Raw genomic sequence first — 13540 nt, forward strand, 5'->3', positions numbered from 1 at the left:
CCAGAACGCTTGACGGCGAATTTCCTGCCTGATTATAATGAGCGCAGACATTTATGTAAAGCGAATAGGCACCACGTGTATCGAATTTTCTGATAATAACAGAACGAGCGGTGGAGGCGATGATAACGTGTTGGTGCCCTCTTGTGATACGACCCACAATTATGAAGACATGACCGATGAAGATATCGTAGCTGAAGCTCGGGATGGTAGTAGTGATGCCCTGGACTATATTATCCAGAAGTACCGGAATTTTGTTCGGGCTAAAGCGCGGTCCTACTTTTTAATTGGTGCGGATCGGGAAGATATTGTGCAAGAAGGAATGATCGGCCTTTACAAGGCTATTCGTGATTTTCGAAGCGATAAATTATCCTCGTTTCGAGCGTTTGCGGAGTTATGTATTACTCGGCAAATCATCACGGCCATTAAGACCGCTACGAGACAAAAGCATGTGCCGTTAAATTCCTACGTTTCCTTGAATAAGCCATTATTTGAAGAGGATTCGGACCGCACGTTATATGATGTGGTTTCGACGGCAAAAGTGTCGGACCCTGAAGAAATGGTAATTCACCGGGAAGAATTTGGTGATATCGAAGAAAAAATGGGAGAAATTCTTAGCGACTTAGAATGGAAAGTGCTCATGGCGTATCTCGACGGTCGGTCTTATCATGAGATTGCTATTGAGTTGCGGCGTCATGTGAAGTCGATTGACAATGCCCTGCAGCGTGTCAAGCGCAAACTGGAACGCTATCTCGATGGACGCGATGCCATGTTTTTACCCTCTCTACGCCGTCTATAACAATTGAGTTGGTCTTCCTATTATCTTGACGGGATAATGTTGCCGTAAGGCAACATTGTTTTCTTGCTCTTTAAATCCTTCGTTTCCTATAGCGGCTTAATGGCAATACGAAAGGTCCTTCTTTTTCCTACGCTCCCTCTTACGGACGTCAGCTTTCCTTTTAATTTCCGGTGTATGCTTATTGTGGCATTAGGATACTTGCGACGTCGCTTTTTTAAAATGGCGGACAAAGCGCAGTTGGCGCCATAAGGCCCAAGCTTTTTCACGCTCCCGTGGATCCCAGCCGGTGGCGCTAAACAGCCCGTGTTCGAGAAGCTGGGCCAATTCGTGGGCTTCTGTTGCATTCGGGTGCGAATCCCAGTAGCGAGCCCATTCTCGCGGCGTAAGGGTACGGGATGAAAGCCTCAATCGCCAACGACTCCATCGTCTTACGCGGTGCCAAAGGCGAGCGGCGCTAAGAGACGCGGGTTCAAAACGATGCCGCCTCCGTTGTCCCGCCCAAGCTCCGACCCATGCTAAAATGCCGAGGCCTCCGAGAAGAAGGGGCCATAGCCATTGACGCGGGTGTTTCGGGGACAAGGGGTGGGGACGGGAAGATGTTTGACCGGCGTTTGTCAGATGGTGGCTGCTGGCTGCCGGTATTTGCGTGTAGTGAACTTTGGGGAGCGAAACCACGGGATTTTGCGCCGTTGGCTGTGCCTGGGGTGTGGTAGGGGGGCTTTTAACAATACCCGGCATATAAAACCCCGGGGTAGGATCAATGGCCACCCATCCGTAGGGTGCGATGTACACCTGAGCCCATGAATGCGCATCGATAGCGCGTACGACGTACCCATGTTTTTTGGTATTGTAGGTGCCGGGAGCATAGCCAACGACCCAGCGTGCGGGGATTCCGAGTGTGCGGGCCATCATTATAAAAGCGCTGGAAAATTGATCACAATAGCCCTCTTTGTCGTGAAACAAGAAATGATTGACAACATTAGTGCGGCTTGGTGTGACGACAAAGGAATAGCGGTAATGGCTATCGAGGTAGGCTTTCAGTTCAGAGACTGCTTGCCAAGGTCCTAGAGCGTCGCGGGTCACTTGGTGGGCTAATTTGGCGACATTGGGTGAGAGATTGCGGGGCACCTGCAAATCCTCTTTCAGGGCTGCTTGGGAATATTCTCCGAAGAAAACACTGCCTAGCTCTTGGGTCGTAAATTGGGGAATAACACTGGTTACATGATAGGTGGCAATATTCGATGCCGTGAACTGTTCTTTGCCAGGATAGAGCAAAAGAGAGGCGGGGGATTGGAACGTTAAGGGTACCCCGGGGTAAAAGAGTGTGTGGAATTTATAGCCGTTCAAGCCAATTCGAGCTGGCGTCCGGGTTTGCCGGGCGTACGAACTCCATCCCAATAACGAGAAAATAATGGCGATGATTGCGAACAGCAAGGGCGTGGCGATATGGGCTGAAATCTGATCCCAATGGGCAAACGATAAAGCATGGAGCACACGCACGGACCGGGTGAATGTTCCGATGATGTGACGAAATCCAGGCCATGACGACCATTCGAGGACGAGTTCCGCGGTTAAGGCAATGGCCCAAGTCAGGCTTTTGAGAAGCCAACGGGACCACAAATCGCCCAAGGCGAGCCAAAACGGGGTAAGTGCGAGCACCGCGGCATCATGAAAGCCTCCACTGTGGGTATAAGGCCAAAAGAGTGCACTCATCCAAAGTCCGCGCCATAGCAGCTGTCGTGTGTTCACCCAACTCCTCCTTCGGGTCAAATTGGCTTGGGGTCCGATCGAATCGCTTGTACGTCATTCAGGGGTCTCTCAAGGTAAAATGGCAATTCTTCAAGGCGGGACACGCCGTTTGGGCCGATGAATAATACGGGGGCATCTGGGGTCATCGCCGGATGTGTTCCTGAGCCTGTAATCCAAAGAGGAATGGCGTCAAGGGGAATGTAGGCCATGGAGGTCTCTTGCACCGTGGCGTCCATGGCGGGCAACGAGGCCAAATAGTTTTGCATTAACAGATAATGCGACTGTCCGGTGTTGACCGCGAATTGTTGGTCACCCTCTCCCATCCACAATAGCCCCGCGGCTTGGGAATAACGTGCCGATAAATGAAGGAGCGATGCAGCAACTTGAATGGCAAGTTCCCATTGCTCCGCATTGTCAAAGGATGACAATGTATCTAAAATGATGCGGATGCGAGGATGGGTCATCGGCTCAAATTGCTTGACTTTGAATGCGCCTGTGCGTGCCGAGGTGCGCCAATGAATTTGGGCAAGACGGTCACCTGCTACATAGTCCCGAATCCCAAATAACAGACTGGATTCTTCGGCAAAACGGCGTGGGGCTTCAGATGTTCCTTCCCACTGAGACAGTATGGCGCCAAAGCTGCGTAAGACAATCGTCTTCGGCCAAACGACGAGCGTAGCGGGCGGGAGATCAAGAATTCGGGATTTCGTCCATAATCCAAAGATATCCCCAGTAACGGCTACGGGTTGTCCTAATCGATAGACGCCGCGGCGGACGTTGGCTAATTGATACATTACGGTTGTGCGGCGATGCGGCCATAATGCCAGAACAAAATGCGGCGTAGCATTGGCTTTGAGGCTAAGAGGAAGAGGATCAGAGACACAGACCCATCCCCACGGCCACCAGGCATCGAGCGACACCACCAGAGAAACGCTTACCGTGTCACCCTCCATAACCTCAGAGGGCTCGAGGTGGCGGACCACATGAAGATGACGCAGTGGGAAAAGCAATTGGATGACGATGAGCACGGCTAAAATTCGTAAAGTATCCCATATGTGGTAAGCAAGGTAACCGCCTTGAAAGTAGGCAAAGCTCCAAGTGCTCACGGCTATGCCTATTGTGACTAGACTACGCCAGACAAGAGGTTTCATCGCTCACGCCGCTCGGGTTCAGGGATGGGCGTTTGCTTTAAGACATCACGCAAAACGTCTTGCGCCGCGGCAATTTGCTGATGGCGGTGGCCCCCTTTCAGGATAATGCGGTGTGCGGCGACGTCGAGGAGGAGGCTTTGAATGTCATCTGGGATAACAAAGTCGCGTCAAGTTGGCTTTCGGGTAATGGAAAGGTTCCCTCATATTCTATCGGGTTTTGTGTAGCAAGGACCATGAATGGGGGCGCGAGCCGGTGGGCGACGCCGTCTACGGTGACTTGGTTTTCCTCCATCACTTCAAGCAGGGCGCTTTGCGTTCGGGGAGAGGTTCGGTTAATTTCATCCGCGAGAAGGAGGTTCGAAAATACGGGGCCTGGTTGAAACACAAAGGCATTCTGAGCCGGATTATAAATATTGACCCCCGTGACATCCGTTGGCAGCAAGTCGGGAGTAAATTGAATGCGAGCATATTGTAAGTCCAATGTGGCTGCTAGGGCCTTAGCTAACGTGGTTTTGCCCACGCCGGGCACGTCATCGAGCAATACGTGGCCTTGTGCCAGCACAGCACATACTAATTTTACGATAACGGTGCGTTTTCCGACGATTACGTGTTCCATATTATCAATTACACGAAAAAGTTCGGGATGTAACGGTTCGTCTGCCGGATTATTTGTGCGTTTAGGGGCTTCTCTCACCAGAACAGCTCCTTCCTCTTACCATGGTGACCACGAATAATCGCTCATATGTTAATGATACCGCAGTTGATGGAGCTACGCTTGGCATAACGTCACGAACCCGCCTTGGGTCACGCAAATTCTTGGACCCAGGGCGGGTAAGGTAAGAAGGGAAGGACGAAGTTGAATGAAAAATTTATGTGTACGGTCATGAAACCCTCAAAGTTGTGGTATAATAGCAGAGCAATTTGTGCTGGCGTAGCTCAATTGGCAGAGCAACTGATTTGTAATCAGTAGGTTGAAGGTTCAAGTCCTTTCGCCAGCTCCACAAACCACTCCGCGATGGCCGGAGTTTTTTTATTGGCTCCTACCAATTATGCCGAAGAAGACGTGGATTTTCTAAAATATTGTTTTAGGACGGATTCCGCCGGTTTGTCACGCGGCGTGTATCCATTATTATGTGGCCCGCCTTGCCAATCGGGATTCGAGGGATTAGCCCACCAAAACCACATTATTCCTTTAAGCCACGGCCTACGCCAAATGCTTTCAAAAGTGGCTTCGTACAGCTGTTGCTGTAGACGTAAATTTACAGCCTTATCCGGAAACCAGGAGCCCGGAGTAGCTGCTGCGCCATTTTCGGAAGGATAGCCGAGTTCTGTGATGAGAAAGGGTTTATTGGCGAGCCCAGAGGACAGCCGCCAATTTTCAATTTGATTGGCTATACGGTTCCAACTAGCCGCTAAAGCGGACGTCGTGGGATGGGGATCTTGGCTGAGAGGGAAGTAAGCGTCCACACCGACATCTGTTAAGGCCGACCAAAATGTGACGCTTTGATAATTGGGATAATCCGCTCCATAGGTGATGGGGCCGTGATAATCATGGCGCACAATCTGAATCGCATGGAGCCAATAAGGACGATACGCGGGTACCGTATCGAGCGAATCAAATTCGTCCCCAATCGCAAACAGGTCAGCATGGTCCGCATTAGCTAGCTGAGCATAGTGAGCAATATAGACGTCAAAACTTTTAAACCACTGTGCCACATTGCGCGGATGGAACAGCGCTTGCCATCCACTGCCTTGGAGAGAATTGACGAAGGGATTTAAAAAGACACGCATGCCGTCATGATGGGCTAAGCGAATAAGTTGGGACACGCTGGCATCTGTCGGCGTTTTTTTAGCACTGGGAAAAATCGTCGTAGAGCTATTGGTATTTTGATACCAAGCGGTTTGAATGGCCAGCCACGTTACTCCGTCGTGATGAAGATGGTTCACGGCATTGCGAACAGCAGCCGAGTTAAAAACCAACGGCGTGTAACCGGCCTCTGTCATGCCTTTCATACGACTTGTCAAAGAAGGCAAGGGAGGTGGTTGGGATATGATGTCCCCGCATCCTGTATTTATAAATAGGAGCAAAGTGGCTATAGCTATTCGGATAAGACGCATCGCAATGAGCACGCCTCCACTTAATAGAGTTGGAGGTCAGTGTGCCCATCTTAAATACAATTTATTGCGCGTTGGTGCGAAAACGAGGGCAAGCCCAAAAGCCTTACTTCCAGTCTGGTAATGAGAGCAGTTCCAGGAGATCTTTGACCGCCCGCCCCTGCTGCGCTGGATGGCGCATGGGCAGCTCGGGATGTATTTCATAGCGATTGTTGCGGCCATCGCGAAAACGGCTAATATAACCGGCCGATTCCAGGTCTTCCAGAATTCTTTGGACCGCCCGTTCGGTAATTCCAACGATTTCAGCAATTTCGCGGGCCGTCAAGCGTTCTTTTGTGCCATTGCGGGCAATGCACAGTAAAACTTGGCTGTGATTGTTAAGAAATGTCCACTCAGACATTTCAAAGCGCCCTCCTTGCCCGAACAGTTTTCTTTATGATAAACCAATTGGAGCCGCTACGCTACCGGTAGCGTGAAGGGCTTTTGCGTATCTCTTGCTAGGGTCAAAAGATCACAAGGTCTGAGATCAGGCGAAAGAAATTCCCAGGCTAGGGTTCTTCAAAATAGGGTTGTATTTTTGACTCACTGCCGTTATAATAACTAAGCGGTCCGGTACTACACAGCGTTTCCTCGGAGATGTTGGTGCAAGTGACCATGGATGTGTTTACGGATGGGTGCCCGAGTGGCTAAAGGGGGCGGTCTGTAAAATCGCTGGCTAACGCCTACGTTGGTTCGAATCCAACCCCATCCACCACCGCGGGGTAGAGCAGTCTGGTAGCTCGTCGGGCTCATAACCCGGAGGTCGCAGGTTCAAATCCTGTCCCCGCAACCATTGCTCACGTAGCTCAGTAGGTAGAGCACGTCCTTGGTAAGGACGAGGTCACCGGTTCAAATCCGGTCGTGAGCTCCATTTATTGTCCAGTTCCTAGCAAATACACAAATACTGCGATTCCCACTGCTACGAGAATAAATCCCGTCAATAGAGAAAATTTCATGTCGGTAAGGGTTTCACCGCGCTGAATACGAATGTAGTTGCGGTGATATTGCCATGTAGCAACAGCCATGATAATGACACCGCCTGCGACTAAACCCATACCCAATGCTCCATTTTGCACAGGACGGTGAGCGGTAATTTGCAAAAAAAGATCAAACTTCGATACGACAAAGCCAAACGCCATCAACGATATGCCTGTACGCAACCACGACAAAAAGGTGCGTTCATTCGCCAAAATCTCTCGCGGATCCGGTTTGTGCGCGATGATATATTCTCCTCCCTTGATGAGCCGATCCCGCATCTGATTATGCAAGCGCCTTTTTTCCAGCAAATCGCCTTGTTGGATCGTTTAGGGTTTTCTGGCATGATGCAACTCGTGTACACGGACCCTCCGTTTTATTCCGGAAAGGTGCAGAAGGCGGATGCAGGGGCCTTTGTGGATCGGTGGCCCACCCTCACGGCTTATTTAGAATTTATCCGGACTTATATGGTCTCTATTCTACCCCTTTTAGCGCCTACGGGGTTTTTTGTCTTACATTGTGACTATCATGCGAGTCATTACATTAAAGTAATCGGCGACGAAGTCTTTGGGTATGAGAATTTTCGCAATGAAATTGTTTGGCATTATACCGGCCGCCGGACTCCGGCGGGCCTACGGGTGAACAGTAAACATGATGTGTTGTTGATTTGGGCCCGCAGTGGGGCGGCACGGATGCAGCCGTTGTCTGATCCGTGGGGCCGCGAACACTACATACGCATGAAAAAGCAGCAAGTGCACGTCGATGAAAATGGTCGCGAGTGGATCTGGGGTCATAAGGGGCGAGGGCAATCTCACGCGTATCGGATTTACATTGACGAGGCCGTTCGGCAAGGACGCTACATCGACAGTGTCTGGGATATGCCCATCATTGCCATTTCCTCCAAAGAACGGACTGGTTATCCCACACAGAAACCGGTGCAATTGTTAGACCGGGTTGTGGAGTTATTGACGACGCCAGGCCAATGGGTTGGGGATTTTATGGCGGGCTCGGGAACCACCGGCGTAGCCGCTGTAAGTCGCGGGCGTCCGGTTGTATTGGGGGATAGCAATCCTGATGCGGTCGCCATTATTCGCCGCCGAATGGCTCAGATTACCCGTTGAGCGGTGAGGCGGTGGCTTGAAAGGTCGGCCGTATTTGAGGCTCCCGCGCGTAAGCGCGGGGGTTTTTTTATGTCTTTTTACCGACGACTGCATAGAAGATGGCAGAAAAACACATACCACCACCGGACGGGTTACCCCAGGTCAGTTAGAACAGATTACCAGTGATAACAACGAAAAAGGCAGGAGATGTTATGAGAGGGAAATGGTTGTGGGGGCGCGGGGCTTTGGCCGCATTAGGGTTCGCGGTCGCGGCCGCAGGACTGGGGCCCGGATACGTGCAGGCTGCTCATGGATGGTCTGTGCCTGAATCCAAAGTGATTATTCGGGCGGACAGCGCCGCTATGAATGCCGTCGGTGGTGGACGGGTGGTGGCCTTAAATGGCGCTGTGCAGGCGGGGACTCCGGTTCTGGTGGTACGCGTCGTGCGGGGCCAGCACGTCTATCGAGTGAGCGTGAATCCTCAAACCGACCAGACGATGAGCGTTGTGAAAATTCGGTAGCCATAGGTGCGAGATTACAAGACAAAGGAAGGGATGACGATGAGTCAGCCGCATGAACCAACAGGCATTATGGAACAGACCTGGAGCCGCAGGCAGCTGCTCTGGGGCGGAGCTGGATTGGCGGCCACAGCAGCCGCAGCCATCTTTGGCAAACAAGCGATTGTCAATGTGGCGCGGGATGTCTTTGGGTCCCCGGTCATGTCCGGCAAGATCAATCTCTATCAGTTTGACTATTATTTTGTACCGAATTATATGACGTGGCGGGTGGGCGACAAGCTCGAAGTGACCTTGCAAAATCAAAGCCATACTCATTGGCATGAATGGACGATCGGGCGCCATTTAAATATGGACTACTTTCAAGCCTTTGGTGAGATGGATGCGGATGCGTGGGCGATTGATTTTTGGCAAGACGTCGATGTGACATTGAGTGACCCTTATAAGATCGATAACTTTGTGCCGAATACGGCACATGTAACGTATGTCGGACCCAAAGGACCCTATCAAATTCAGTCCGGGGGAGATTTTAGCCCGACCATTCAACCCAACGGGAGTCTTAAGCTGACGTTTACTGTGCCTAATAAGCCGGGGATTTGGTATTACGGATGCTTTGTCCAAGAATTTATCCATTATCGGGATGGTATGCAAGGGATTATCAACATTCTCCCGGCCTAAGAACCGTCATTTGCTGAGTGGCGAGAAGGGAAGGTTTATATGGGAAACATCGTGGTCTTTGGCATACTCTGGGCCGGGCTTACAGCGGTTGGAGAGTGGGTGTTCCGGACACACCGGGCACATTCGTTTTATTACACCATCTCTAACCAGGGAAGTTTGGCCCTCAGTGCATTCAACTTTTTGTCCTCGTGGTTGATGCCGATTTTTATCTTCATTGCGCTGGTCACGATATTTGCGCTGGTACGCTTTAGGGCTCCCAATAATGAGCCCAAGCCCAGTGAGGTCCAGGCGATGCGTAATCGCGCGTTCATTTTTACGTGGGTGGGACTGAGCTTTGCGCTCAATATTATGTTTTGGCTCCACCCCACATCAGTGGACCTTGAAGCGATGTTTACGAACTGGCGTAAAGAAAAGGCGCAACATCCTCTGATTGTGAATGTGACAGCGCGGCAGTGGGAATGGATGTTCAATTATCCCCAATACCATGTGACCCAAGCGGTTAATGCGCAAGGGCTTGATGAAATGGAGTTGCCCGTCAACCGACCGGTCGAGTTTTTCTTACGGTCGTATGACCCCTTTCACACTTATGACGTGTATGCGGGTGTCATTCATAGCTTTTGGATTCCCGCGTTTGGCATTAAGGAAGATGTGATTCCAGGCGAAACGCGCACCGAATTTCTGATTCCTGAACACGTAGCCAATTACCACACCAGTCCATTAGTCCGGGTGCAATGCGCAGAAGTCTGTGGACCGGGGCATCCCTATATGGAATCGCCGGTCTCGGTGGTTACGGCGGCGCAATTTGCCAAATGGATTAAATACGAACAAAAGTTACAGGCGGCTGCGGGCGGATCATAAATGGTGGTTGTGACAGTAATGCCTTAGGAGGTTGATTGATGGAACAGCAAATAACGCAGGCGGAGGCGCGTAATAATCCGCAGCCTAAAGTTATGCATATGGCTCCAGTCCTTCGGGGTCTGGTATGGGCCACGATAGGATTTGCGATTTTCGACTTGATGACGGTGGCCGTCGACCCGTTTAGAGGCCACCCTTTGGTAACAGAGCCGTCTGTCGTGGTGGGATGGGTGGGCGCTCTTATCGGGTGGCTCATGGGCGTGGGAGGCTATGAAGGGGTAATCTTGCCGTTGTTCGGGTCTCCGAGTACGTGGGTGGAACCGAAGAATTGGCGCAAGTATTTTGGTCTTAGCACCAATCACAAAGTGATTGGTCTCCAATATCTTGTGACTTCGAGCTCCATCTTTTTTATAGCGGGGATGGATGCGATGGCGATTCGTTACGAGTTGATGCAGCCGTCGATGCACTTCTTCACCTATACGGGACAGTATTTGACGGCGGTCGGTGTTCACGGGTCGCTCATGATGTTTGGAGTGGGCACGGTGGTCTTGATTTCAGGGCTGGGCAACTACTTTGTGCCATTAATGATTGGCGCCAAAGAGACTGTATTCTCAAGGCTGTCTGGGATCGGCCATTGGCTTTTGCCGGCGGGAGCGTTGACACTTATCGCCAGTCCTCTCTTAGGATATTGGGATACCGGTTGGCGAGGCTACGAACCCTTGGCGAGTCAAGATCCCGGAGGCATGGTGTTTTATTACTTGGGAATCTTTGCTATGACCCTGTCGACCATTATTGCTTCGCTGAACTTGGCGGCGACGATTATCTTTCACCGCGCGCGAGGAATGACGTGGGCTCGTTTACCGCTTTTTGTATGGGGAATCTTGACCGTCTCTTTGTTGAATCTGATTTGGCAGCCGGAAATCGAAATGACCTTTGTCATGGCGCTCTTGGACAAACTGATTCCCTTTCATTTTTTTGATGCTTTAGGCAGTCCGTTGACCTATCTCAGCATGTTTTGGCTCTTCGGCCATCCTGAGGTCTATATTATCGTGTTGCCAGCCTTCGCATTGTGGAATGAAATCATTCCGGTTATGGCACAGAAAAACCTCTTTGCCCGCGACTGGGCCATTATTGGTTTGATTTTTGTCATGATGCTGAGTGGCTTGGTATGGGCACATCACATTTTCACCAACATGCGCAACAGTGAGATGTTTCCCTTCTCGTTTTTCAGTGAGATGATTTCCATCCCCACCGGCTTTTCGTTTATGGCGGCTATTGGGACCTTATGGCGGGCGCGCCTTCGCTTTACCACGCCAACGCTATTGGTGTTGATGGCGATTTTCAACTTTGTCATTGGCGGGTTGACCGGCGTGTATTTGGCGGACCCTCCGGTAAATCTTCAGGTCCACGACACGTTCTTTGTTATTGCCCATTTTCACTATACGATTATTGGGGGCGCGATTTTCACGTGGGTCGCGGCGATGTATTACTGGCTGCCCAAGCTATCGGGTCGAATGTTTAATGACACCCTAGGAAAGTGGCTCGCCCTGTGGATCTTTATTGGATTCAACGGGACCTTTAGTCAGATGTTTTTGCTAGGGCTCGATGGCATGAACCGTTGGGTGCCCGCTTATCCACCCTATTTAAAACCCCTGAATTACTCTGTATCGCTGTTTGCCTTCTTTTTAGGAGCAGGCTTCATCGCCAACGCTATACACATTTGGTGGGCTTGGGTAAAAGGCCCCAAATCACCTGAAAATCCATGGCATGCGCGAACTCTTGAATGGTTGACCACCTCTCCTCCTCCTGATGACAACTTCGATGGAGAAGTCGAAGTCGTGCGCGGATTTTACCGCTATGACCATGATGAACCCTCGGCATACTTGGTGAAAAATCCGGAACCTGCCGAGTAGCCCAACACAAAAAGGAGCAGACTAATGGCTGTAACCTATGCAAAAGACCGAGAAATCGCCGCTTATCGGTGGGGGTTTCGTATCTTCCTCGTAAGCCAATCGGTGCCTTTCATTCTCATATTTGCCGATTGGTATATGTTTGATGGGTACTATGTGAGCCCGGTAGCTAGCAAGTGGCTCGGATCAATCGAAGCATTTTTCGGGTTGCTGTCCGGACTCATTGCGTGGCGGGCTTTGCAGGCCATTCGCGCAGGCCACTTGATGGCCATGATCCAAGGATTTCGGCGGGCCGCCGTAATAGGCGGCGCGCAGTTGGTGTTGCTGGCGTACCAATGGGGAACTCGCTTTATCCCGCCCGGGACACGCTATGGCGAAGTGTACTACACCTTAAGCGGCGTGTCAGGATTTTATGAGCTCATAGGGATTTTTGTCCTTGTGGCCATTAGTTTCCGTGCCGCACGTGTGCAGTTTACCGCCCATTATCACTGGGATGCGGAAGCCGCTGAGTACTTCTGGATTTTTCAAATGGTTGCAGGATTTTTGTCGTACTTGTTCCTGTACTGGATTTAAGCTACGGGATTTTGTAATAGCCTAAAGGAGGGACATAAACAATGGGTTTTTTCCCCCAATTACCCGTGCGCATTCCGTATAGTCCCGGGATGGCGCACTGGTGGGATCCATTTTGGTGGATGTTTCAAATCATCATTATGACAGTTCTCTTGTTAGCATTTCGCAAAGTCGCATTGCGTGTCGATGAAGAGTATGATGACCCGAAGCCGAAGCCGCCTAAAGATCCGTCATCGATCCGGAGAACCTGATGGAGGTGGAACGGCCTGTAGTGAAAAGGCCTGCCTCGTCCTATGAGGCGGGCCTTATTCAGTCTTCATGGATACGCATAGCGGTTTTCACCATGACCAGTGGCTGTGCTCTTATCGCAGCCAATCATGCGTGGCCAGATGGGGGAACCTTGGCTGCGGCAAGCAGTGGATGGGGATTGTCGTTGTGGAGCATGGCCCTTGTGGCGTCCATGACGCGAGGACCTATCATCGCTATGGCGTTGCGTATGGTATGGGCCATGGGGATTCAAAGTATTTCGTATGTCTGGCTGAGTCATATGAGCTATCATACCGCCCATTTCAGTCTCTTGGCCTTTGATGCCATTGGGTTATGGCGGGTGGTAGAAGCACGGGCAGGTTATCTGTCGTTGAGGGCCTTTACTTGGGTGGCAGGGATCGGGAGTCTGGCGGTCGGGATGAGTTTGAGTCCTCATGGGTTTGATGTGAAGGATGCTGCGATCATGGGGATCTTTGTTATGGGTTGGGTCTGGGCGGATATCCGTGGGGACCAATGGTTGTCCTATGTTTACGAGTCTCGACGGCAGCAGGCGACGTATCCCTCGCGCGAGGAGCGGTTAAAAACGCAAACGCTGATAGGGGGGGAAGTTACGGCGCTTTTGGCTTTAGTTCCTTTTTACGTGGACCGGTTGCCAACTCTTTATTTGCTGTGGGTTTTTCTCTTGGGGCTGATGTATGTATTAGGTATCGGCTCAAGTGTTGCCTTTTCGCATCGGATGATCAGACCGTGGCAGCGTATGTTGTCGTGGATCTATTTGGGGTCGGTTTTCATTTGTTTGGCCTTATATTACGTACATTAA

Annotated in this window: 15 protein-coding genes, 4 tRNA genes and 1 pseudogene; 13 read left to right on the forward strand and 7 right to left on the reverse strand. The window is 50.9% G+C overall.

Annotated elements, in window-relative coordinates; genetic code table 11:
• Positions 1 to 127 precede the first annotated feature (127 nt).
• On the forward strand, positions 128 to 796 hold the full coding sequence (gene sigH, locus ORD20_RS09750; RefSeq protein ID WP_255398102.1) for an RNA polymerase sporulation sigma factor SigH: 669 nt from the start codon (positions 128 to 130) through the stop codon (positions 794 to 796).
• 189 nt (positions 797 to 985) lie between these two features.
• Here sigH and ORD20_RS09755 read toward each other — a convergent pair whose 3' ends face one another.
• The 4 genes and pseudogenes from ORD20_RS09755 to ORD20_RS09770 form a co-directional block, all read right to left on the reverse strand.
• On the reverse strand, positions 986 to 2545 hold the full coding sequence (locus tag ORD20_RS09755; protein ID WP_430626136.1) for a transglutaminase-like domain-containing protein: 1560 nt from the start codon (positions 2543 to 2545) through the stop codon (positions 986 to 988).
• 17 nt (positions 2546 to 2562) lie between these two features.
• Positions 2563 to 3696: a DUF58 domain-containing protein gene (locus ORD20_RS09760; protein WP_103375029.1), complete on the reverse strand. Its 1134-nt coding sequence runs from the start codon at positions 3694 to 3696 to the stop codon at positions 2563 to 2565.
• Positions 3693 to 3851, reverse strand: coding sequence for a hypothetical protein (locus ORD20_RS09765; protein ID WP_430626706.1), 159 nt, complete (start codon positions 3849 to 3851; stop codon positions 3693 to 3695). The genes ORD20_RS09760 and ORD20_RS09765 overlap by 4 nt, the downstream gene beginning before the upstream one ends.
• Positions 3852 to 3853: 2 nt before the next feature.
• Positions 3854 to 4312 (reverse strand): annotated as a pseudogene (locus ORD20_RS09770) (AAA family ATPase); the annotation flags it as partial.
• Positions 4313 to 4621: 309 nt separating this feature from the next.
• Here ORD20_RS09770 and ORD20_RS09775 point away from each other — a divergent pair.
• Positions 4622 to 4697, forward strand: a tRNA-Thr gene (locus ORD20_RS09775).
• 46 nt (positions 4698 to 4743) lie between these two features.
• On the opposite strand, the gene ORD20_RS09780 is transcribed toward ORD20_RS09775, so the two are convergent.
• Together ORD20_RS09780 and ORD20_RS09785 are read right to left on the reverse strand one after the other, a co-directional pair.
• Complete coding sequence (locus ORD20_RS09780) at positions 4744 to 5709, reverse strand: glycoside hydrolase family 113 (protein ID WP_146039006.1); 966 nt, start codon at positions 5707 to 5709, stop codon at positions 4744 to 4746.
• A gap of 208 nt (positions 5710 to 5917) precedes the next feature.
• On the reverse strand, positions 5918 to 6211 hold the full coding sequence (locus tag ORD20_RS09785; protein ID WP_103375027.1) for a helix-turn-helix transcriptional regulator: 294 nt from the start codon (positions 6209 to 6211) through the stop codon (positions 5918 to 5920).
• Between the two features lie 268 nt (positions 6212 to 6479).
• On the opposite strand from ORD20_RS09785, the gene ORD20_RS09790 reads away from it, so the two are divergent.
• The 3 genes from ORD20_RS09790 (at position 6480) to ORD20_RS09800 (ending at position 6721) form a co-directional block, all read left to right on the forward strand.
• Positions 6480 to 6565 (forward strand) — tRNA-Tyr (locus tag ORD20_RS09790).
• Position 6566: 1 nt separating this feature from the next.
• Positions 6567 to 6643 (forward strand) — tRNA-Met (locus ORD20_RS09795).
• A 2-nt stretch (positions 6644 to 6645) separates the two neighbouring features.
• Positions 6646 to 6721: transfer RNA gene (locus tag ORD20_RS09800), tRNA-Thr, on the forward strand.
• 1 nt (position 6722) lies between these two features.
• Here the strand turns inward: ORD20_RS09800 and ORD20_RS09805 are convergent.
• Positions 6723 to 7118, reverse strand: coding sequence for a YidH family protein (locus tag ORD20_RS09805; protein ID WP_146039005.1), 396 nt, complete (start codon positions 7116 to 7118; stop codon positions 6723 to 6725).
• A gap of 51 nt (positions 7119 to 7169) precedes the next feature.
• Between ORD20_RS09805 and ORD20_RS09810 the strand changes: the two genes are divergently transcribed.
• The 8 genes from ORD20_RS09810 to ORD20_RS09845 all read left to right on the forward strand — a co-directional run bounded on the left by ORD20_RS09810 (position 7170) and on the right by ORD20_RS09845 (position 13540).
• Positions 7170 to 7946 (forward strand): DNA-methyltransferase, encoded by a 777-nt coding sequence (locus tag ORD20_RS09810; protein WP_242968372.1) that lies wholly within the window; start codon positions 7170 to 7172, stop codon positions 7944 to 7946.
• Positions 7947 to 8137: 191 nt separating this feature from the next.
• The gene (locus tag ORD20_RS09815) at positions 8138 to 8446 is read left to right on the forward strand and encodes a hypothetical protein (RefSeq protein WP_103375024.1); all 309 of its coding nucleotides are present in this window, start codon (positions 8138 to 8140) and stop codon (positions 8444 to 8446) included.
• Between the two features lie 39 nt (positions 8447 to 8485).
• The gene (locus ORD20_RS09820; protein WP_242968369.1) at positions 8486 to 9118 is read left to right on the forward strand and encodes a hypothetical protein; all 633 of its coding nucleotides are present in this window, start codon (positions 8486 to 8488) and stop codon (positions 9116 to 9118) included.
• A 39-nt stretch (positions 9119 to 9157) separates the two neighbouring features.
• The gene (locus ORD20_RS09825) at positions 9158 to 9976 is read left to right on the forward strand and encodes a cytochrome c oxidase subunit II (RefSeq protein WP_103375022.1); all 819 of its coding nucleotides are present in this window, start codon (positions 9158 to 9160) and stop codon (positions 9974 to 9976) included.
• Positions 9977 to 10014: 38 nt separating this feature from the next.
• On the forward strand, positions 10015 to 11886 hold the full coding sequence (locus ORD20_RS09830) for a cytochrome c oxidase subunit I (RefSeq protein ID WP_103375021.1): 1872 nt from the start codon (positions 10015 to 10017) through the stop codon (positions 11884 to 11886).
• A gap of 24 nt (positions 11887 to 11910) precedes the next feature.
• Positions 11911 to 12456 (forward strand): cytochrome C oxidase subunit III, encoded by a 546-nt coding sequence (locus ORD20_RS09835; protein ID WP_103375020.1) that lies wholly within the window; start codon positions 11911 to 11913, stop codon positions 12454 to 12456.
• Positions 12457 to 12497: 41 nt separating this feature from the next.
• Positions 12498 to 12704, forward strand: a complete 207-nt coding sequence (locus ORD20_RS09840) for a hypothetical protein (protein ID WP_103375019.1) — start codon at positions 12498 to 12500, stop codon at positions 12702 to 12704.
• Complete coding sequence (locus ORD20_RS09845) at positions 12704 to 13540, forward strand: hypothetical protein (RefSeq protein WP_103375018.1); 837 nt, start codon at positions 12704 to 12706, stop codon at positions 13538 to 13540. Before ORD20_RS09840 ends, ORD20_RS09845 begins: the two co-directional genes overlap by 1 nt.

The organism is Sulfobacillus thermotolerans (assembly GCF_039623705.1).
GTDB classification, from domain to species: domain Bacteria; phylum Bacillota; class Sulfobacillia; order Sulfobacillales; family Sulfobacillaceae; genus Sulfobacillus; species Sulfobacillus thermotolerans.